This window comes from Marivivens aquimaris, from assembly GCF_015220045.1.
Taxonomy (GTDB): domain Bacteria; phylum Pseudomonadota; class Alphaproteobacteria; order Rhodobacterales; family Rhodobacteraceae; genus Marivivens; species Marivivens aquimaris.
The window spans coordinates 220,024-241,522 of sequence record NZ_JADBGB010000001.1; the positions used below are offsets into that span (position 1 = coordinate 220,024).

Consider the following 21,499-nt stretch of genomic DNA (forward strand, 5'->3'; position numbering starts at 1 on the left):
TTTGGCGCCTCTTGGTTTTGTAATTTCAGGTTAGCTCGATGCCCTTGGGGTGCAGCACGCTGAGCGTGCCGGTCCACAGGACGCGGGCAGGGGTGTCGGTGGGGTTCTTCCAGCGGTGCGGAGTGCTGCCGTTGAAATGCAGGCTATCGCCGCTCGTCATCGCGATGACTTCACCGTCTAGCGTCTGCTCGATCCGGCCTTCGAGGATGAACAGGACCTCTTCGCCCTCATGACTGACGGTTTCGGAGGTGTAATGCGCGGGGATATTGAGGATGTAGCTCGACATCGCAGCGCCGGGATATTCGGCGGCGATGGTCTCGTAGGTGACGGGCGATCCGGCGACGGAGAACCGATCACGGCGGTCAGCGCGGGTCAAACCATCGGACGGTTTCGATGAAGTGATGAAATATTCGAGGCCGGTGTCCAGCGCGCTCGCGATCTGCGCCAAGGTGCCCAGAGAGGGAGTCGCATTATCGCGCTCGACCTGACTGAGATAGCCCACAGAAACGCCTGCTTTTTCACCAAGCGCCTGCAAAGTAAGGCCAAGCTGCTTGCGCCGCGACCTGATCGCGAAGCCGAGTTGCGGTTCGTTTTTGCGGAGCTTTGACATCGGACCTCATACTCGAATTGGCCGTTTTCGGGTGAAACGAGTCACCTTGCGGACAGCGGGAACAACCCAAGGGTTGCAAAAAAAAATTGATCTGGCAAAATTTTTTTACTGATACAAAAATTTTTTTGTGCATCATGAGGGCGAGCGCTGATTTGTCAGCACCCCGAAAAACGAAGGATGATCCGTGCCAGCAGACGCCCCAGTTTCCAAAAGGCTTCAACGAAGCGCAGGTTCCATCGGCGGATTCGTCGTTGTGACTTTGCTGACGTTTATCGGCCTCTTGGCGATCACGTTCTTCATCGGACGTGTGGTGCCGATCGACCCCGTGCTCTCCGTCGTGGGCGACCGCGCCACGCAGGAACAGTACGACGCGGCCAAGATCGCGTTGGGCCTCGACCGACCACTGATCATGCAGTTCTTCAGCTACGTGAGCGATGTTTTCCAAGGCGATCTGGGACGCTCGATTTCGACCAACCGCGAAGTGGCCTCCGATCTGGCGCGGGTGTTCCCCGCTACATTGGAGATGGCAACGCTCGGCATCATCATTGGCGTCGGCCTTGGTGTTCCGCTGGGCGTATACGCGGCTGCGCGTCAGGGCTCGTGGGTCGACCAGATCATCCGCGTCTTCGCGCTGCTGGGCTATTCGGTGCCTGCGTTCTGGCTCGGTCTTGTGGGGCTCGCGGTGTTTTATGCCGGTCTCGGCTGGGTCTCCGGACCGGGGCGGGTGGACATTTTCTATGAGGGCCTCGTTCCCGCTCGTACGGGTTTGATGCTGGTGGATGCCGCACTTGCCGGCGATTGGGACGTGTTCTGGAACGCCCTCGACCATCTTGTCCTGCCCGCCGCGATCCTCGGGTTCTTTTCGCTGGCTTATATCGCGCGGATGACCCGCAGCTTTATGCTCGACCAACTGGGGCAGGAGTATGTGACTACCGCCCGCGTCAAAGGCGTGCCGGAATGGAGAGTGATCTGGGGGCATGCGTTCCGCCCGATCCGCGTGCCGCTGATTACCGTGATCGGCCTGTCTTACGCGGCGCTGCTCGAAGGCTCGGTGATGATCGAGACCGTGTTCAGCTGGCCTGGCATCGGTAACTACCTGACGGTTGCGCTGCTGAACGCCGACATGAATGCGGTGCTCGGCGCGACGCTGGTGATTGGCGCTGTGTTCATTCTCATCAATAAGCTGTCGGACGTGCTCTACCGCGTTCTCGACCCGCGTAGCCGGTAAGGGAAGGCGATTATGACGACCAGACAATGGCTCCTCGCCGACTCGCCAAGTTCCAAACTGCAAGCCAACCTTGGCCGCGGTTACCGGATGATGCACGCCCTGCTGCGTAACCCGCTGGCCGTCGTCGGGATGGTGATCCTGCTGGTGCTGATCTTTGCGGCGGCCTTCGCACCGTGGATCGCGCCCTATAGCCCCATCGGCCAGAACCTTGGCGAACGTTTGCTTCCGCCCTCGTTGGAGCACTGGATGGGCACGGACGAACTGGGCCGCGATATCTTTTCCCGCGTGGTTTACGGCGCGCGGATCACGCTGATGATCGTGGCACTGGTCGCTGTGATCTCCGCCCCGATGGGGCTGCTGATCGGAGCCATTGCGGGCTATTTCGGCGGCTGGACCGACCGCATCCTGATGGGCGTAACGGACGTGTTCCTGTCGATGCCCAAGCTGATCCTCGCGCTGGCCTTCGTCGCCGCGCTTGGGCCGGGGATCGAAAACGCCATCATCGCCATCGCGATCACCGCTTGGCCCGCTTACGCCCGTATCGCGCGGGCGGAGACGATGACGTTCCGCAATTCCGAATTCATTTCGGCCATGCGTCTCCTTGGCGCGTCGCACGCGCGGATCATCACTGGCCATGTGCTGCCACTCTGTACCTCGTCGATGATCGTGCGGGTCACGCTCGACATGGCGGGGATCATTCTGACCGCTGCGGGCCTCGGTTTCCTTGGCCTCGGTGCGCAGCCGCCGCTGCCTGAATGGGGCGCGATGATTTCGCGGGGGCGGACGTTCATTCTCGACCAATGGTGGGTCGCGACGATGCCGGGCTTTGCGATTATCCTTGTCTCGTTGGGCTTCTGCTTCCTCGGTGACGGTCTGCGCGATGTGCTGGACCCCAAACAGGGAGGCAAATCATGACCCTTCTGAGCGTTGAAAACCTACGCGTGAGTTTCCCCACGCCCTCCGGCCCTGTCGAGGTCGTCAAAGGGCTGTCGTTCGACCTTGGTCGCGAGCGGCTGGGCATCGTGGGCGAAAGCGGGTCGGGCAAATCCATGACGGGCCGCGCGATCCTGCGTCTGATCCGCTCGCCCGGCCACCAGATCGCCGACAGGATGGAGTTCGACGGCATTGACCTGCAAAACCGCAGCGAACGGCAGATGCGGCAGCTTCGCGGTGCGCGGATTTCGATGGTGATGCAGGATCCGAAGTTCTCGCTGAACCCCGTGATGACCATCGGTGCCCAGATCGCCGAGGCGCTGCGTGTCCACGAAAAACTCCCTCGCCGCGCTGTGCGTGCCCGCGTGCTGGAGATGCTGGAGGCCGTGCGGATCAACGATCCCGAACGCGTCATCAAACTCTATCCGCATGAGGTTTCGGGTGGCATGGGGCAGCGGGTGATGATCGCTATGATGCTCATTCCGCAGCCCGATCTGCTGATTGCTGACGAGCCGACCTCGGCGCTTGATGTGTCCGTGCAGGCGCAGGTGCTTGACCTGATTGACGAGTTGGTGCGGGAAAAAGGCATGGGGCTGATCCTGATCTCTCACGACCTCAACCTTGTTGCGCGGTATTGCGACCGGATCATGGTGATGAACGCGGGCCGCGTGGTCGAAACCTGCGCTGCCGCCGATCTGCACAAGGCGCAGCATCCGTATACGCAAGGGCTTCTCGCAGCCGTGCCGCGCATGGAAGAAACCCGCGACGAACTGCCGGTTCTAGATCGTAGCCAATGGAGCGGCACATGACGGCCATCTCACTCCGCAACGTCGATATTTCCTATGGCGACACGAAAATCGTGCACGGCGCGACCTTTGACGTGGCCGAGGGCGAGAGTTTTGCGCTGGTGGGCGAAAGCGGCTCTGGCAAATCGACGATCCTCAAGGCGATCGCGGGCCTCGCGCCCGAGTGGACCGGAGAGATCGACGTGCTCGGCCAGTCGCGCGGGCACGGCGTGGACTACCGTTTTGCCAGCCGCTGCCAGATGGTGTTCCAAGATCCCTATGGCTCGCTGCATCCGCGCAAAACCGTGGACAGTGTCCTGACCGAGCCGCTGAAAATCCACGGCATCGGCAACCGCGATACCCGCGTGAGAGATATCTTGAACGCCGTCGGCCTCGACCAGCGGTTCCGGTTCCGCTTTCCGCACCAGCTATCTGGCGGCCAGCGTCAGCGCGTCGCGATTGCTCGCGCGCTGATCCTTGAGCCGCGCGTGATGCTGTTGGACGAGCCGACCTCGGCGCTCGACGTATCTGTGCAGGCAGAAATCCTGAACCTGCTGAAACGACTGAGGGCAGAGCAGGGGCTGACCTACCTCATGGTCACGCACAACCTGCCCGTCGTCGGTTTCATGTGTGAACGCATGGCGATCATGAACAAGGGGCGGATTGTGGAAATCGCGCCCTCGACCGCGCTCCACGATGGCAGCTTCGCCGATCGCTACAGCCAATCACTTTACGCCGCGTCTGGCGGCAGTCCCGATTTGAAGGAAACAGTATGACGCCGACCGAGACATTCACGCAGGCGCTGTCGAACGCGCAGACCGAAGACGCCGTGTACGAGGCGCTCTGCACGCTGGGCAAGGAACTGGTCGGGGCCAAGCTGTTCACTGTGATGACTGCCGATATGGATGCCATGCTCGCGCGCCGTGTCTTTACCGATGATCCGGCGAACTATCCGACTTCGGGTACAAAGCCGGTCGAGCTGAACAGCTGGTTCGATGTGGTGCATGGCCGCCGTGAAAGCTTTGTCGCCAATACGCTGGACGACATCTCCAAGGTTTTTGGCGATTGGGAACTGATCGGTCAGCTTGGCTGCGGGTCGGTCGTCAATCTGCCGGTCGTCATCGGCGGCAAGATGGTCGCGACCGTGAATATGCTCCACGAGGCCGGCTACTACACTCCGGAACGTGTCGCAGCGATTGAGGAGCATCTGACCCTCCCTGCGACCGCGGCGGTTTCGATCGCTTCCAACTTTTGACATCCCACTCTTCCCGGGATCTCTCCCTGGCCCCGCTTCGGCGGGGCTTTTTTTATGCAAAAAGCCGCGGCACAAAAGGCCGCGGCTATCCGTCTCGGGAATGCAATACGAGAGCGTCAAGGCCGAGGGAGGAGGTTAGCGTTCCGAGAAACGGCGCATCCTGCACGGGCGCAAAACTGTGCAGCAGCGAAGCTCGTTTTTCTCGTTCGGCTATCGGCCTTATGCGTTTGGTATACTGACGCGCACGTCAGCGAGCTAGGCCCGTGACTTCAACGCTGTCATGCCGCCAGCGCGGGATTTGCTGCCAGACGGCGAGCGGACAGCCAGCTTAGCAACGCAAGGGCTCCTGCCGTGGCGAGGCAGAGCGGCAAACCGCCTGCTTGATAGCTCAGACCTGACAGCAAAGTGCCGAGCAAACGGCCCGCCGCGTTGGCCATGTAGTAGAATCCGACGTCCAGCGTGACCCGTTCCGCATCCGCGAAAGCGAGGATCAGGTAGGAGTGGACGGAGGAGTTGATCGCGAAGATGAAGCCGAACAGCAGCAGGCCGATGACCAGCGTCGGCGTCAGAATTTCAGGCGGCAGAACCATCGCGGCGAGGGCCAGAACGAACGGCAGCGGGGTCAGGTAGCCGACCCAGTGCATCGCTTTCTGGGTGATCTCGCTTTGCGGGCGGCCCTTGGCTTTTAGGATTTGCGGGGCGAGGCCTTGCACGAACCCGTAGCCGATGATCCACGCTGCCATAAACCCGCCGACGAGGAAGAACGCCATGCGGTTTCCGTCCGGCGTGCCGTCCGACAGGATGGTTTTGAAATAGATCGGAACGCCGACCACGAACCACACGTCTCGCGCGCCGAACAGGAAGACACGGGCGAGGGACAGCTGGTTCACGCGGCTGTCCTTGGACATGACGGCAGAGAACTTTGTGCCCTTTTTGCCCTGCGGCAGACCTGGCGGCAGAAAGGCGATGATCGCGATTAGGATGACGCCGAGCACGACCGCCATCGTGATGACTGATGCCGTGAACCCCCAGATGCCGAGGATCGCAGCGCCGAGGAAGAAGCCGAGCCCCTTGATCGCGTTCTTCGATCCGGTGAGCCACGCGACCCACTTGAACAGGCCATCGTCGCCGGATGGGGCCAGCAGTTTGACGGCGGACTTGGAGGACATCTTGGACAGATCCTTGGCCACCCCGCTCGCGCCTTGGACGACCATCACATAGACGACCGAAAGCGCGATGCTCCACGACGGATCAAGGCCCGCCAGCGCGATCAGCGCCGCGATCTGGATCGATAGACCCGCATAGAGCGTCGACGCGAGACCGAACCGCGCGGCAATCCAGCCAGCGGCAAGGTTGGTCACGATGCCCGCGATTTCATAGAGCAGGAACAGGTATGCGAGCTGGATCGGCGTGAAGCCAAGTTCATTGAACCGCAGCAGAACCAGCATCCGCAGCGCGCCGTCGGACAGCATGAACGCCCAATAGGCAGCCGTGACGGCGGCGTAGGCCCGCAGACCGTTCTGCATCAGATGCTTCCGCCGACCATGCGGGCGATATCGGCGAGGCGGCACGCATAGCCCCACTCGTTATCGTACCACGCGTAGACCTTCAGCTGGGTGCCGTTGATGACCATGGTCGACGGCGCGTCGATGATGGACGAGCGCTTGTCGTTGACGTAGTCGCAGGACACCAGCGGGCGGGTTTCATAGCCGAGGATGCCGTTCAGTTCGCCTTCGGAGGCGGCCTTGAACATGGCGTTGACCTCTTCGGCAGTGGTTTCACGCTCCAGCTCGAACACGCAGTCGGTGATCGAAGCGTTCAGCAGCGGGACGCGTACGGCGTGACCATTCAGGCGGCCTTTGAGTTCGGGATAGATCAGCGTGATGGCGGTGGCGGAGCCCGTCGTGGTCGGGATCAGGTTCATCAGGGCCGACCGCGCGCGGCGCATGTCCTTGGCGGGTCGGTCGACGATGGTCTGCGTGTTGGTCACGTCGTGGATCGTGGTGATCGAGCCGTGCTTGATGCCGAAGTTTTCGTGCACGACCTTTACGACAGGGGCGAGGCAGTTGGTAGTGCAGCTCGCAGCGGTCACGAGGTTATGCGCCGCCGCGTCGTAGTCGCCGTGGTTGATGCCATATACGATGTTCAGCGCGCCGCCGTCCTTGACCGGAGCGGAGACGACCACCTTTTTGATGCCAGCCGCAAAATAGGGGGCGATCTTGGCTTCGGTTTTGAAGACGCCGGTGCAGTCGATCACCATGTCGATGCCCATTTCGGCGAGTGGCAGGTCCTCGATTTTCTTCTCGGCGGTGACGCGGACTTTTTGACCGTTCATCGTCAGGCTGTCGTCATCGAACGACACATCGGCATTCCAGCGACCGTGGACGCTGTCAAACTCCATCAGCAGCGCGTGCTGTTCAGGCGTGCCGACGGGGTCGTTGATCAGGACAAGCTCGCCGCCGCAGCCGTTGTCGATCAGATCGCGAAGCGCGAGTTTGCCGATGCGTCCAAGACCGTTGAGGGCGATGCGAGTCATATCCGTCTCCTTTGATGGGTACGCGCGGGATTACCGCACCTGTACCCTCGTTCAAATGAAACTTTTGTAACAGTTCACTAGGGCTTGGCGCGAAGAAGCCTCATCGCGTTGATCGTGACCAGCACCGTCGCGCCCGTATCGGCAAGAATAGCGATCCAGAGGCCGGTGATGCCGAGGATCGAGGTCACCAGAAAGACGGCCTTCAGACCGAGCGCGATGCCGATGTTCTGGCGGATATTGCCCATGGTCATGCGAGCGAGGCGGATCATGCGGGGCACGTCAGCAACGCGGCTCCGCAGGATGGCAGCGTCCGCCGTTTCCAGCGCGACATCAGTGCCCGAGCCCATCGCGACGCCGACGTCCGCCTGTTTGAGGGCAGGGGCGTCGTTGATTCCGTCGCCAATCATCATAACAGGACCGTCCATGCCGCGAATGGCGCTGAGCTTGTCTTCGGGCATAAGTTTGGCTTTGAAGTCGACGCCGAGTTCGCTCGCGATGGCAGCCGCGGTGCGTTCGTTGTCGCCTGTCAGAATAGTCGCGCCGATACCCATTTCGCGAAGCTCGGCCAGCGCGGCTTTCGCATCGTCTCGCGGTTCGTCGCGGAGGGCGATGTAGCCGATGGGGGTGTCATCGCGGCTGACGACCACAACGGTCTGACCTTCTGCCTCCAGACTGGCGATCCGATCGTCGGAGACATTCGCTGCCGAGGGGCTGAGGACGCTGATCGCCTGCCCGTCCAGCGTGGCGGTCACACCTTTGCCAGCGATGGCCCTCGCGTTTTCGGCCTTGGGCGGCGTGGCATCAAACCTTTCCAGAATAGCGACCGCGAGGGGGTGGCTGGACCCGTTCTCGACCGCAGCGGCGATGCGCAGCACCTCGGCCTCGTCGCCCTGCAGCGCGATGACTCTGGTCACCTGCGGCGTGCCGCGCGTCAGGGTGCCTGTTTTGTCAAAGGCGATCTGCTTGATCGCGGCGGTGGTCTCGATCACCGCGCCGCCCTTCATCAACAGACCTTGGCGCGCGCCCGTCGACAGGGCCGAGGCGATGGCGGCTGGGACCGAAATCACCAATGCGCATGGGCAGCCGATCAGCAACAGCGCGAGGCCACGATAGATCCACGTCTCCCACGGTTGCCCCATCAGGAGCGTCGGAACCAGCACCGTCAGCAGCGCGATCCCGACGACGGTGGGCATGTACCAACGGCTGAACCGGTCGATGAAACGCTCGGTCGGGGCGCGGGCGCTTTCGGCCTCCTCGACCAGTTCGACGATGCGGGCGATGGTGTTGTCGTGAGCTTCTTTGGTGACGCGGACGCGCAGGACGGCTTCGGTGTTGATCGCGCCAGCATAGACCGGATCGCCTTCGGATTTGGTCAGCGGAACGCTTTCACCGGTGATTGGGCTTTCGTCGATGCCGGAGGTGCCTTCGGTAATCACACCGTCTGCGGGAATACGGTCACCAGGGCGGACGACGACGATCTGGTCGATCCTGAGGTCGGCAGCGGGGACTTCGCGAGTCGCGCCGTTTTCCTCCAGCCAGGCGGATTTCGGGATGAGGTCGGAGAGGCCGCGAATGCTCGCGCGGGCCTTGGTGGCGGCAACGCCCTCAAGCACTTCACCGACAGCGAAGAGGAACACCACCAGTGCGGCTTCCTGCGCTTCGCCGATAATCAGCGCGCCGATGGCGGCAATGGTCATCAGGCTTTCGATGGTGAACGGCTGGCCGGTCAGGAGCAGGGCAAAGGCTTTGCGGGCGACAGGCAGCAGGCCGATGACCGTGGCTGCGACGAAAGCCCAAACACTGAGGGTGGGAGCAATCAGCGCCAGCACCCATGCGACGGCGAGGACAACGCCGGCCAATAGGACATGACGGCCCTTTGTCGTCTCGTACCAATGCTTGTCGGGGTCGATTTCATGGACGTGGGCATGATCGCCGTGGTCGTGATCGTCGATCTCGTAGCCGACGTTGCTCACGGCTTTCTTGATCGCCGCACGGTCGGTCTTTGACCCGTCGAGTTTCAGCGTGAGCTTTTCAGCGATGTGCGAGACCTCGACGTCCTCAACGCCGTCGATCCGCTCGACGGCCCCACGGACCTTGCCCGCACAGGACCCGCAGTCCATGCCTTTAACGGTAAATTCACATACTTCACTGGTCATCGCTCGCCTCACATATTGCTTGCGATACAAGAGATAGGACCTCCAGCGACTGTAGCTTCAAGTGAAATGTTGAAGAAATCCGAAATAAATCTACAGTGACTGGAGATTTTGGAGTGTAACATGCTGACAATTGGCGCATTGGCGAAGCGGACAGGGACAAAGGTCAACACCATCCGGTATTACGAAGAGATCGGCATGATGCCCGAGGCGGAGCGGACCGAGGGCGGGCAGCGGCGCTATAGCCATGACGACCTCGACCGATTGGCGTTCATCCGACATGCGCGGCAGTTGGGGTTTCCGCTTGATGACATCCGCGGGTTGCTTGATTTGTCGGAACATCCTGAAAAGCCCTGTGCCGAGGCCGACGTTATCGCGACCCGCCAGCTCAAACTGATTGAGCAGCGTATCGCGCGTCTTGAGGCGCTTCGGACCGAACTGTCGCGAATGGTTGAGCAATGTCATGGCGGTCCGGCGGGGGAGTGCCGTGTGATCGAGGTGCTCCGCGATCACAGCGAATGCCTGACCGACCATGACATGCCGGATGTTTAAGCGGACCTGAACAGGTTGGTCGTCTGGTAGCCGATGGTGATGGTGCCTTCACATTCCTGCTCGACCCGCACCGGATCAGCGCCACTATCAAGGATGCGGATCCATCTACCCTCGGGCAGGGTAAAGTCGGTATCGTCGCCCGCGTTATAAATCGTCAGCAGTGCCGGAGCCGCCGGATCGCCGCCTTTGGTGAGCTTCAGCGCGACGATTTCGGACTCGTTGTCATTCCAGTCCTCGTCAGTCATCACGCGGCCCTCGGCGTGACGCCATTCGGTGCCGACGCTCAGCGCTTCGGCATATTCGGGAGCGCGGCTGAATTTGACCGGAGCCAGCCAGTCGGCATATTCGCGGCGGATTTCGCTGAATGCGGCAAAGGCTTGCGCAATCTCGTGGTCGGGGTTCGACCAATCAATCCAGCTCAGTTCGCTGTCCTGACAGTAGGCATTGTTGTTGCCGTCCTGCGAATTGCCGAACTCGTCACCTGCCAGCACCATGGGCACGCCATGCGACATCATCAGCGAACCCAGCATAGCCTTCACGCGGCGGACGCGGTGATCCTCGATCGCTTTGTTGGCCGTATCACCTTCGGCACCCATGTTGTCCGAGATGTTGTGATCGTGGCCGTCCTGATTGCCTTCGCCATTCTCTTCGTTGTGCTTCTCGTTGTAGGAAACGGTGTCCCACAGCGTGAAACCGTCGTGAGCGGCAAGGAAGTTGATCGAACTGGTGGCAGGGCGCGACGAGTGATCGAACTGCACCGGCGAGCCAAGGACACGCTGCGAGAGCTTGGGGCTTTGCGAGGTGTCGCGGCGCCAGAAGGCACGTGTGTCATCGCGGAATTTGTCGTTCCATTCGCGGAAGGGCCACGGGAAGCCGCCAACCTGATAGCCGTTTTCGCCAACGTCCCAAGGCTCTGCGATCAGCTTGACGCGCGATAGCACGGGGTCCTGACGCATGGCGTTAAAGAATGCGCCCTCGCGTTCGAAACCGTCGGGCTCGCGGCCCAGCGTTGACGCCAGATCAAAACGGAAGCCGTCGACGTGCATCGCTTCGACCCAGTAGCGCAGCGAGTCCATGACCATGCGCAGCACCATCGGATGCGCCACGTTCAAGGTGTTACCGGTGCCCGTGACGTCGTAGCCGTAGCGCGGGTTTTCGGGGCTCAGCGCGTAATAGCTGGCGTTGTCGATGCCGCGGAAGCTGAAGGTCGGACCCATGTGATTGCCCTCGGCGGTGTGGTTATAAACCACGTCAAGGATGACCTCGATGCCTGCCTTGTGCAGCTTCTTGATGGTCTCTTTGACTTCGCTGACTTTCTCGCCCGACAGATACATGCGGTTGGGGGCAAAGAAGCCGATGGTGTTGTAACCCCAATAGTTCGACAGGCCCTTTTCAATAAGGTGGCGGTCCTGCACCATTGCGTGGAGCGGTAGCAGTTCCAGCGTGGTGATGCCCATTTTCAACAGGTGTTCGATCACCGGATCGGTGCCGAGGCCGGCAAAGGTGCCGCGCAGTTCTTCGGGCACGCCGGGGTGTTGCTGGGTCAGACCCTTTACGTGGGCCTCATAGATCACCGTGTCAGGCCAGTCGTGCTGGAGGATGCGGTCCGCGTCCCAGTCGAAATTCGGATCCGCCACGACGGCGCGGGGCATAAACGGCGCGCTGTCGCGGGTGTCCATTTCCAGATCAGAGCCGCCGATTGGGTAGGAAAACAGCGCGTCGTCCCAGTTCAGATAACCGCGCATCTCCATCGCGTAGGGGTCGAGCAGCAGTTTGTGCGGGTTGAAGCGGTGACCTTCCTCGGGCTTCCAAGGGCCGTGGACACGGTAGCCGTACGCCTGTCCGGGTTTGACGCCGGGCAGATAGCCGAACCAGATGCCGCCTTCCATGCGCGGAAGTTCAAGCTGCTGGACCTCATTGCCTTCGTCGTCAAAAAGGCAAAGGTCGACACGTTCGGCGTTGTCGGAGAACAGCGCAAAGTTAGTGCCTTCGCCGTCAAAACGCGCCCCGAGTACGTTGGGGCGCGAATTGGAAAGATCAAATGTTGTCGAAAAAGACGTATCTCTGGGCATCTATGTGTACCAATTATTGCGAAGCAAAGTGGCTGTGGGGGCGCTGGCTACTCATGGGGTGCATGAGCGTGCGTTGATCCGCGCGGCGGGCCAGCATTTCGGAAGTGACGAGGGTCGTGCCGCCATCGGTGCGGCGGAACCACCGAGCATCCTCGTCGTGGTCTTCACCGATCACGAGGCCCGAAGGAACTTCAGTTCCTGCGCCGACGATGGTTTTGGACAGGCGGCAGTTGCTACCGACCGAAGCGCCCGGAAGCACGACGCTTTCTTCGATAGTCGACGAAGCGGACGTCATGTCCGCAGGTTTGAAGTAGGCTTGGCCGGGTGCTTTGGGCAGACGGATCGGCGAGCCGTTTTCGAAGTCGAGCAGGGCAAGGCGGTAGGCATCCAGCGTGCCCACATCGCGCCAGTAACCTGGGTTGCCGTCGTCGCTATCGGGCAGGGCGTAAACGTTCAGTGTATCCTGTGCCAGTGCCATCGGCATGATATCGTGACCGAAGTCGTGGCTGGTGTCCTCGCGCTTGAAGGCCTCCATCATGGCATCGCGCAGCCATTCCCAGTCAAAGACGTAGATGCCCATCGACGCGAGCGCCATATCAGAACGGCCCGACATTGCGGCGGGATCTTTGGGCTTTTCGGCAAATTCGACGCAGCGGTTCGAGCCGTTGATGGCCAGCACGCCGAAACCGGTTGCTTCCATGCGGGGGACGGGCGTCGCTGCCAAGGTTGCCATCGCGCCCGATGCGCGGTGCGCCTCAAGCATGGCCGTGAAATCCATGTCGTAAACGTGGTCGGCGGCAAGGATCAGGACTTCCTTCGGGTTAATGCGGTCAACCTCGGCAAGGTTCGCCATGACTGCGTCCGCAGTGCCGCGATAACCTTGCTGGTTCGCGATCTTGGCACCATCACGCAGATGCAGGCCCTTGGCGAAACCACCAGCCCAAGCAGTCTTCATATGGCGGGTGAGGGTATTCGGCTTGTACTGGGTCGCCACGAGCATCTCGTCGAAGCCCGCGCGATGGACGCCCGACATCACGAAATCCACGATGCGTCCTGCGTCAGCAAAATGGACGGCCGGTTTGCATTCATGAGCAGTCAATTCGTGGAGCCGCGAACCCTGTCCTCCGGCGAGAAGGAAAGGCAGGCATCCTTTGGTCAGATTATCAGAGAGAGTGGCGGGGACGTCGAACATGGTTACCTCGGTTCGTGCGGCGCCGGCGCGTCTTCTCGCGCCGGAACCCTGTGGAAGGGACTGAACTGTTCGCTTGGCCTAGCAATGAGTAAACGTTGCAGTGCAGCGTAGGTTCCAAGGTCCCTTCACCTTCGGCCTCAAGCTGCCGACATATCGGCGGCAAGTTGCCTGACGAGGTAGATCGCGAAGGGCAAATCAGTGGTTTCGACCAAGTTTTCAGCACCTTGCGGAATGTCAGTATCGGCAGATTGTAGCGGGTTGAAATCAAAGCAGACTTCGATGCCGTCAATTGAGCGCTTCAGCTGCAATCCGGTGTCTGTCGCGGTCAGATCGACCGAAGCAGCGCTGAAAAATTCGGCGTGTTCGTGACGCAGGCGGGTAAGGGCGGTAATCAGCTGTGCTTTCTTACCTGCAAAGCCGTCGAGGGTGATGGAATGCTGCATTGCGGCAAAGTCCACGACCTCGCGGTTGTCAGGGTCGGTGAGGTGATAGTTGCCCTTTTCGCTGCCCTGATAGATGTCGGGAATGCCCGGCATCAGCATTTTGAGAGCTACCTGAATAAGCGAGAGCGTTTCTGCCTTCGCGATCAAGCGCTGGGCCTGCTCGGGCAGCTCGTCATGCCAGCGGGCGATGATGCCGCGTGCGGCGTCGAAGACAGGTTTTTCTGCCTCGTCATTGGGGTAGGGCCAGTTGGTGATGACCTTCGCCTCGCGCAGGGCCTTACGCATGTGCTCTTCAAGGCGGTCAGCGAGGTCTTCACGGTCGGTTTCCCAGATGGCGAGGGCATATTGCACCACATACCACGCGTCATTGGCCGAAACGCCATCGGGCATCTGGGCCATTTCGTGATCGACGAGCGCGAGGAATTCATCCGGAAGGTGGCTGCACGCCACGAGGCGCATCCGCGCATCCTCGGCGCGTTTGGTATCGTGGGTCGAGGTGAGCGTGATCGCTTTGGGCCAGTTCGTTTGGCGATCCATGAGCCAGTCGTTCAGCGTTTCGACGTCGATGGTGGTGTGATCCGGCTCCGACCCGACCTCGTTCGCGGCAAGGTAACGGTTGTAGCGGAAAAACGCGGTATCTTCCTGTGATTTGGCCAACAGCGCACCTGTCACCTGCTCGAAACGCTGGCTGAACGCGGTTTCATCCGCGGTGGATGGATTGGTGAGCATCTGGCCCATCTGGCGCGCGATATCGTCAGTGCGGAGGCCATCGGAGGCTTCCTCGATCACGGCCGTCCAAAGGCGCTTTTCTCCCGTCACTGAACCCGTTCCCGCACGGTAAGTGCGATAGCGCGGGAAGGCGGAGAGCAGGGCAAGGACGGCTTCGCGCAGGGTTTCATACCCCGGCTCGCTCGGCAGGGAACTACAGGCGGCGGCGGCCAGTTCAATCAGCTGGCCCAGCTCGGCAGCGAGGTCCTGCGTGATGACTTCCATTTTGCAGCCTGCCAGCATCGCATCGAAATCGTCGGTGATGCCGGTCGCCTCGCGCCAAGCGAAGTCGAGCTTCGCCAGACCTTCGGGAGGGGTCAGGAGGCGCACGATCTGGCGCGCGGCCTCATAGCCCGTGGTGCCCTGAACCGGCCAATCGGTCGGCAGGGGCTCGTCGCCGGTGAGGATCTTTTCAATCCAGATCGGGCAGGTATCGCCAGCTGCAGCGCGCAGGTCGTTCAGATAGCCGATCGGATCAGCGAGGCCGTCGATGTGGTCGACGCGCAGGCCGTGTACAATGCCATCTTTCACCAAGCGCAGCGGCAGCTCGTGCATCGCGTGAAACACCTCGGGGTCTTCGACGCGCATTCCGATCAGCGACGTCACGTTGAAGAAACGGCGGTGCGTGACCATGTCGCGCTCGCGTTCCCATAGACGGAGTTGCCACATCTGCTGGTCATGCACGGCGCGGATTTCATCTGGCGATAGGCCGAGATTATCAGGCGCGGTACCTTCGGCAATCGGTACGCACATCGGGTCGAGTCCTCCGACGTCGACTGCCATGACGACCTCATCGCCGTCTTTCTTCAGCGACACCTTGCCATCATCCACCATCGTGTCGAACGGGGCGGGCAGGAACGGGATCACCAGCCGCTGATCGCGGGCGATGTCAAAGTGCATGTAGTATTCGGATTGCTCACCACGCTTCAGCACGTCCCAGAGCCACTTGTTTTCCAGCGTGAACGCCGTGTGGTTCGGCACGATGTCGAGAATGATCGACATCCCATTTTCCTGAGCGGCTTTCGACAGCTCAACCAGACCCTCTTCGCCGCCAATTGTCGGGTCGATTTGTGCCGGATCGGTGACGTCATAGCCGTGGGTCGAGCCTCCATGCGCGGTGAAAACGGGCGATAGATAGAGGTGCGAGATGCCCAGATCCGCAAAGTAATCGAGCGACTGCCGGATCATATCAAACGTCACTCCGTTGCGAAGCTGGATGCGATAGGTCGCCGAAAGCGGGCGGAGAGGGGCGTTCATGAAATCACCTTTACTGCAATGGCATAGGGGTCGGTCGTCAGGTCGCCGACCGAGAAATCGGGGGAGTGGAGCATGTGGTCAGGGAAGGGGCCTGCCTTGCCGCGAAGCTCGGGGTTTTGGGGCTGGAGGCGAAGCGCGATGCAAATCTGCCCGCCCTTGAACGGCCACGCGACGTAGATGCCTTCCTCGCCGAGTAGGTCGGCATCAGTCAGGCCCTTTTCGCCAGACTTGAGGATGGGCACGATCTTCTCTTTGCGAAACGCCAGCAGGTCCTTAGTCAGCTGCTCCCAGTCTGCGCGATGCGGCGTGTCTTCTGGCCGGAACGGATAGGATGCGGCAGCGGTTTCAGGATCGGTCGGATCGCTCATCTTGCTGGCGTCGTGTCCGATGCTGGCCAGTTCGCGCGCGCGCCCTTCGCGGCAGCCTTTGGCAAGGTCACCTTCGAAATCGACGAAGAAGTTGAACGGCGCGGTTGAGCCGACTTCCTCGCCCATGAAAAGCATCGGCGTGAAGGGCGAGCAGAGCAGCAGCGTGTGTAGAACGCGCGCGGCGGTGTCGTTGCTCAGCGCAATCAGGCGTTCACCGCCCGCGCGGTTGCCGATCTGGTCGTGGGTCTGGTTGGAGTTGACGAAGGCGCTCCATGGCAGGTGACCGGCGGACGCGCCCATCGGTTCGCCAGCAGGGCGTTTTTGGCCCTCGTTGACCTGACCGCGTTCAAGCGCCAGTTTCAGATCACCGATAGGATCATGGGCGAATGGTTCATAATAGGCGAAATCCTCGCCCGTCAGCGTGCAGTGTACGGTGTGGTGGTAGTCGTCGTTCCACTCCGCATCATAGCCTGCATCGCGCAGATGCGGCAGGTTGCGCTCGTCCTCGGTGATCATGTGGATCGGGCGGCCCCAATCCTTGGCGCGGATCGCGTCGATCAGCGAGATCAGGAACGGGCGGTGGCCTTCCTCGCTGATCTGGTGGACGGCATCGAGGCGAAGGCCGTCGAAGCCGTAATCTTCCAGCCAGCGGATCGCGATGTCACCAAAATAGTGGCGCACTTCATCGCGGGAAAAGTCGATGCCAGCGCCCCAGGGCGTGTCGGTCTGGTGGAAGAACTCGGGGCAATATTCGCCGATGTAGTTTCCCGAGGGGCCGAAGTGGTTCATCACAAGGTCGAGGATGACAGAAATGCCAAGTTCATGCGCCTTGCTGACGAGCGCGACGAGGTCATCAGGCGTGCCATAGGCGTTGTGCGGCGCGCCGATAAGTACGCCGTCATAACCCCAGCCGCGATGACCTTCGAATTGCGACAGCGGCATGAGTTCGATTGCCGTGAAACCCAGTGCGGCGAGGCGTTCTAGTTCTGCGGTTGCGGCTTTGAACGTACCTTCCTTTGTGAAGGTGCCGACGTGAAGCTCGTAAATGACGAGGTCTTCCATCGACATGCCATCCCACGCAGGTGGCGGCGTTACTTCGGTCACAACCGACGAATCGTGCACATCACCGGACTGGAACCGTGCGGCGGGGTCGGGGCGGTCGTTGCCGTTGATGCGGAATGTGTAGGTGTCGCCGACTTCGGCAGGGATTTCGGCCCAGTACCAACCGTTCGAGGACGTGGTCGGGTGGGCGCTGCCGTTCAGAACCAATTCGACTGTTTGTGCAGCGGGCGCCCAGATGGCGAACCGCCAACGGCCGTCGCTGACCTTGGTCGCTCCCCATTGGAATTGAAGATCACTCGGCTCGAACGGGCGATCGATGCGCGTCATAGAAAGCTGCCCCATAAAGTATGTCCGTAAAGACAACCTTCTTGCAGGGCGCCAGTTCCCGGTTTTGTGAGATTCCGGTGCTTAAGTGTTAGCTGCGGTCGTAACGTGCCGCATATTCGAGCAACCGGTCGATGATCTTGCGACTTTGGACCGATGCGCCATCCAGACCGTCGGCGAGAGCATCTTTCAACGCTTCGACCTGCCCGCGCCGGATCAAACGCGCAGAGCTTTCGGCGACACTGGCGATATTGCCGAGCGAGTGGCGCAATTCCGAGATGCTTTGGCCCAGATCAGGATCGTAGGGCAGCATCTCGATGGCGGAGATGACGACGTAGGCGGCACCATCCTGCGGATAGCACTCAACTTCGTAATCCGTTCCGCCAAGTTGGACGTGCATGGAAGCGACATTGCCGCTTTGGGCATTTCGCACAGCTTCGGACACGCCAGAACTAGCTGCAAGAGCGGTCACCAGATCGGCGGGAGTGTCTGTAGAAGAGAGCGCCTTGAGGGACGCCAAGGACAAGTCGTCAGACGGCACAACCATACCGCCCAGCACGGGACGCCGGTCGCCCAGTACATAGGGCGCGACCTGGCCGTTAGGCAGGGTCAGATGTTGATGACGTGTCCCGTTCATGTCGTATCCCGAAGTTTAGGATCGGTATACGCAAGGATATTTTTCAGCGCTTGTCCACAGGTCAGCGCTGAAAAATGGGAAATTCGTTAATTATTTATTATGCGCCGCTTTGAAGGCCGCCATTAGCGAGTCACTGCTGAACGGTTTCTGCACGATTTTGCAGGGCGGATAGCTCGCCTGGATTTCCTCGGTTTCGCCGTAACCCGTTGCAACCACGAAAGGAGTTCCACGCTCGTAGAGCAGTTCGGCGACCGGAACGGACTGTTCGCTGCCGAGGTTCACGTCCAGTAGCGCGAAGTCGATCTGGTGACGCTCGATCTCTTCGAGCGCTTGCTGAACCGACGAAGCGATGACAACTTTGCTTGCACCGGCGCTTTCCAGAATGGCCGCAGCATCCATTGCGATGATCAGAGCGTCTTCGAGAACCAGAGCGGTGCCGCCGAGGTTGAAGCCGGACTTGTCGGCGCTTGCAACGTCTGTGGTGCTCACTTCGTTTTCGACCTCGATGATGCTGTTGATGTACGACGGCGGGACGCGGAAATTGGCGACGACGCCCGTGACGCGGTAGTGTATTTCGGCATCGCCACGCAGTTCGTGCGGGATGGATCGTTCGATGATAGTCGAACCGAAACCACGACGTGTCGGCGGGGCGACAGGCGGGCCGTTCTTTTCTTTCCAATCGATCAGAAGACCGCCGCTGCGGTCAATCGACAGGTCGATTTCGATGCGTCCGCTCTGGTCACACAGTGCGCCGTATTTCAGCGAATTGGTAGCCATTTCGTGCAGGACGAGCGCCATAGTGGTGTAGGCGGTCGGCGCCAGCATCACATCCGGGCCTTCGATCTTTACGCGGACGTTTTTGTCCATCGCGTAAGCTTCGAATTCCATACGGATCAAGGATTTGAGCGACGACGGCTCCCACTTTTCCTTGGTCAGCTGGTCGTGCGCGCGGGCGAGAGACTGGATGCGACCATCGAGGCTCGCAGTAAATTCGGTCAGCGTGTTCGCACCGTTCTTCGAGGTCGAAACAAGGCCGCGGATCAGGTTAAGGATGTTCCGGACGCGGTGGTTGAGTTCAGAGATCAGAAGCTGCTGGTGCTCTTGCGCGCGGCGCCGCTCTTCGTTGGCGGCGTCGGTCATCTTGAGGAAGATCTCGAGCAGCACAGTGCGCAGCAGTTCTGCCGCATGGAGCGAACCAAGGTCCCACGGCGCGCTTCGTCCGGCGACGTTTTCTTTCCAGACGTCGAAGCTCTTGCGCGGGGTGAGGCGCACGCCATTCGGGCCGGTCTCGACGGGCTTATTCGGGTCGCCCGCCCATTGGACGGTCTGTTCGATCGGACGACGGCAGAGGATGATGTAGTCGCGCGGACGCTTGGAAATCGGGATCGCGAGGATGCCGGCGCAGCGCTGAACGAAATCCTCGGCGTCGGGGTGCATCTTTACCAGATGATCGGTCGCGTAGACCGCAGTGCCGATACGGGTGTCGAGCATGCGTGCCAGACTGTAGAACTCTTCCTCGGTCGGGGTCGCTCCGGCGCGGAAGAATTTGCCGTCGGTATAGAGGATGATGCCGTCGTGCGGGATGACGCGCTCGATATCCTCGGACACGTTCAGCAAGCTGTCAGCGAGCGTACGACCGTCGGCCATATGCGCGATGAGCATGGTCTGCAGACGACCGGAATCAATTTCGACCTGAGCGCGGGCGTGCTCTTCCTGACGGCTGAGTTCGTAGGAGAACAGATGGGCGAACATCTCGATCGCGGTGCGGCGTTCGTAGTCGATATAAAGCGGCGAGTGGTTGTGGCAGGCAAAGAGGCCCCACAGCTCGCCATTTTTCATGATCGACACCGACATCGACGCCTCAACGCCCATGTTCTTGAGATATTCGATGTGGATCGGCGACACCGAGCGGGTCACAGCAAGTGACAGGTCCAGCGGCTGGCCAGCAAAGGTCTGCGGCGGCACGATGAGCGAGCCTTCGTCGTTCACGTCTGCGATCAGACGGAGCAGTGAACGTTTGTAGAGCGCGCGGGCCTGGACCGGAATGTCCGACGCGGGGAAGTTCAGACCGAGGTAGCGGCGCTCACCATCGGCGCGGTCTTCCGCCAGCACACGGCCAGAGGCATCGGGTTGGAATTGGTAGACCATCACGCTGTCAAAACCCGACAAGCGGCGCATACAGCGAGCCGCTTCACGGGCGAGGTCGGTCATATCCACCTTATGCTGAAGGCGGTTGATCAACGGATAAACCTCGGAGGTCACGTCCAGATCGCGCGGGCCGCTCTTGGGTTCGAATTCGATCACCATGTGCTTGCCGCTCTGGTGAAGCGAAATGTCATAAAGTCTATGTGCACCGCGTACGATCACGCCGAACATACGTACCACGCCAGACGGGTTGGCGAGGATGCTCAGGTTCTGGCGGATCCGGTCGAACGTGTCCGAAACGATAAGTTCGGTCAGCGGTTTGCCAAGCAGGTCGTTCGGCTCGATATCAAAGATGTCTTTGACGTTCGAGGACGTGTGCTGAACGATCCAATCCGACGACACAGCAACCAGCGCACCATAGGATTGAACGCGACCCAATTGGTGGATCGGCTCGCGGTCGCAGTTGGTGAGGTCGACTTGGAAGTCCGCGTTGTTGTTCATGCTTGGGCCTTTAGAAGTTCGGTCGCCTGTCCCGCAGCCGCCTGAAAGATGGCAAATCCGGCACCGACATCGTCGATGAGTTTGTCGGCCAATCTCGAGTTGCGGTCAACCATCTCTAGGCGAGCGCAGCAAGCAGCCCAGCCCCCTTGATCGGCCATTTCGAAATAGGCGGGCAGGGGGGTGATACCTGCCTCTGTCAGTTGGCGCGCTAGGACTTTGGTGCCGAGGCGCGAGCCGTAAAAAATGTAGTCAACGGCAAGCGGGTGCAGCTTGCGCGGCGCAATGGGGAGGGGGCGGTTCAGCGGCCGATCTTTGCAGTCCTGCATCAGGGCGTCGATCGCTTGGTCCATCGCTTCGCATGCCTCTCCGGCACGCTGCTCGCGAAGGGAACAAAAGCCAAGCAACTGGGCAGTCAGGAACCAATCGAGGTTTTCTGCCGGGGCATCACGAAATGGCTGGAACGTCGCTTCGGCCTGATCGTGGTGGGCACGCGAAGCGGTACGCAGGGTGAAGCGGAAGGACTGGTCCTTCGACGCGGAGTTAACCGGTGATGCAGGTGAGTTCACGCCACTGGCAAGCACTTGCTGCGCGGACTCGTGCAGCGGGGAGTTCATTGTCGTCTTCAATTGTCCCTCGGCCAGTTAAAGGCTTATTCAACCGTTAACGTGCGTACGGGCG

General features: G+C 60.6%; 17 protein-coding genes. 6 read left to right on the plus strand and 11 right to left on the minus strand.

What is annotated here, in order from left to right; genetic code table 11:
* Nucleotides 1-25: 25 nt before the first annotated feature.
* Complete coding sequence (locus IF204_RS01050) at nt 26-610, minus strand: helix-turn-helix domain-containing protein (RefSeq protein WP_194093979.1); 585 nt, start codon at nt 608-610, stop codon at nt 26-28.
* 235 nt (nt 611-845) lie between these two features.
* On the opposite strand from IF204_RS01050, the gene IF204_RS01055 reads away from it, so the two are divergent.
* The 5 genes from IF204_RS01055 to IF204_RS01075 are packed head-to-tail and all read left to right on the plus strand — an operon-like array spanning nt 846 to nt 4,811.
* Entirely contained in the window at nt 846-1,838 is a 993-nt protein-coding gene (locus tag IF204_RS01055; RefSeq protein WP_194098105.1) for an ABC transporter permease, read from the plus strand.
* A 12-nt stretch (nt 1,839-1,850) separates the two neighbouring features.
* A complete protein-coding gene (locus IF204_RS01060) occupies nt 1,851-2,753 on the plus strand; it encodes an ABC transporter permease (protein ID WP_194093981.1) in 903 nt (300 codons plus the stop codon).
* Nucleotides 2,750-3,580: an ABC transporter ATP-binding protein gene (locus IF204_RS01065; RefSeq protein ID WP_194093983.1), complete on the plus strand. Its 831-nt coding sequence runs from the start codon at nt 2,750-2,752 to the stop codon at nt 3,578-3,580. The genes IF204_RS01060 and IF204_RS01065 overlap by 4 nt, the downstream gene beginning before the upstream one ends.
* The gene (locus IF204_RS01070; protein WP_194093985.1) at nt 3,577-4,332 is read left to right on the plus strand and encodes an ABC transporter ATP-binding protein; all 756 of its coding nucleotides are present in this window, start codon (nt 3,577-3,579) and stop codon (nt 4,330-4,332) included. Before IF204_RS01065 ends, IF204_RS01070 begins: the two co-directional genes overlap by 4 nt.
* Nucleotides 4,329-4,811 (plus strand): GAF domain-containing protein, encoded by a 483-nt coding sequence (locus IF204_RS01075; protein WP_194093987.1) that lies wholly within the window; start codon nt 4,329-4,331, stop codon nt 4,809-4,811. The genes IF204_RS01070 and IF204_RS01075 overlap by 4 nt, the downstream gene beginning before the upstream one ends.
* 278 nt (nt 4,812-5,089) lie before the next feature.
* Here IF204_RS01075 and arsJ read toward each other — a convergent pair whose 3' ends face one another.
* The 3 genes from arsJ to IF204_RS01090 all read right to left on the minus strand — a co-directional run bounded on the left by arsJ (nt 5,090) and on the right by IF204_RS01090 (nt 9,503).
* Nucleotides 5,090-6,337, minus strand: a complete 1,248-nt coding sequence (arsJ, locus tag IF204_RS01080; protein ID WP_194093989.1) for an organoarsenical effux MFS transporter ArsJ — start codon at nt 6,335-6,337, stop codon at nt 5,090-5,092.
* Nucleotides 6,337-7,347 carry an ArsJ-associated glyceraldehyde-3-phosphate dehydrogenase gene (locus IF204_RS01085; protein ID WP_194093990.1) on the minus strand — a complete coding sequence of 337 codons (1,011 nt, stop codon included), beginning with the start codon at nt 7,345-7,347 and terminating at the stop codon, nt 6,337-6,339. Before IF204_RS01085 ends, arsJ begins: the two co-directional genes overlap by 1 nt.
* Nucleotides 7,348-7,424: 77 nt before the next feature.
* Nucleotides 7,425-9,503 (minus strand): heavy metal translocating P-type ATPase, encoded by a 2,079-nt coding sequence (locus IF204_RS01090; RefSeq protein WP_194093992.1) that lies wholly within the window; start codon nt 9,501-9,503, stop codon nt 7,425-7,427.
* Nucleotides 9,504-9,623: 120 nt separating this feature from the next.
* On the opposite strand from IF204_RS01090, the gene IF204_RS01095 reads away from it, so the two are divergent.
* Entirely contained in the window at nt 9,624-10,052 is a 429-nt protein-coding gene (locus IF204_RS01095) for a MerR family transcriptional regulator (protein ID WP_194093994.1), read from the plus strand.
* Here IF204_RS01095 and glgX read toward each other — a convergent pair.
* The 7 genes from glgX to IF204_RS01130 form a co-directional block, all read right to left on the minus strand.
* The gene (gene glgX / locus IF204_RS01100) at nt 10,049-12,124 is read right to left on the minus strand and encodes a glycogen debranching protein GlgX (RefSeq protein ID WP_194093996.1); all 2,076 of its coding nucleotides are present in this window, start codon (nt 12,122-12,124) and stop codon (nt 10,049-10,051) included. The genes IF204_RS01095 and glgX overlap by 4 nt on opposite strands.
* Nucleotides 12,125-12,137: 13 nt before the next feature.
* Nucleotides 12,138-13,316 carry a sugar phosphate nucleotidyltransferase gene (locus IF204_RS01105; protein ID WP_194093997.1) on the minus strand — a complete coding sequence of 393 codons (1,179 nt, stop codon included), beginning with the start codon at nt 13,314-13,316 and terminating at the stop codon, nt 12,138-12,140.
* Nucleotides 13,317-13,453: 137 nt separating this feature from the next.
* A complete protein-coding gene (gene treY, locus IF204_RS01110) occupies nt 13,454-15,784 on the minus strand; it encodes a malto-oligosyltrehalose synthase (protein WP_194093998.1) in 2,331 nt (776 codons plus the stop codon).
* Nucleotides 15,781-17,541: a malto-oligosyltrehalose trehalohydrolase gene (gene treZ / locus IF204_RS01115; RefSeq protein ID WP_194093999.1), complete on the minus strand. Its 1,761-nt coding sequence runs from the start codon at nt 17,539-17,541 to the stop codon at nt 15,781-15,783. The genes treY and treZ overlap by 4 nt, the downstream gene beginning before the upstream one ends.
* A gap of 88 nt (nt 17,542-17,629) precedes the next feature.
* Nucleotides 17,630-18,175, minus strand: a complete 546-nt coding sequence (locus IF204_RS01120; RefSeq protein WP_194094001.1) for a hypothetical protein — start codon at nt 18,173-18,175, stop codon at nt 17,630-17,632.
* 90 nt (nt 18,176-18,265) lie between these two features.
* Nucleotides 18,266-20,821, minus strand: coding sequence for an HWE histidine kinase domain-containing protein (locus IF204_RS01125; RefSeq protein WP_194094002.1), 2,556 nt, complete (start codon nt 20,819-20,821; stop codon nt 18,266-18,268).
* A complete protein-coding gene (locus tag IF204_RS01130; RefSeq protein ID WP_194094003.1) occupies nt 20,818-21,435 on the minus strand; it encodes a heme oxygenase-like domain-containing protein in 618 nt (205 codons plus the stop codon). Before IF204_RS01130 ends, IF204_RS01125 begins: the two co-directional genes overlap by 4 nt.
* Nucleotides 21,436-21,499: the final 64 nt, after the last annotated feature.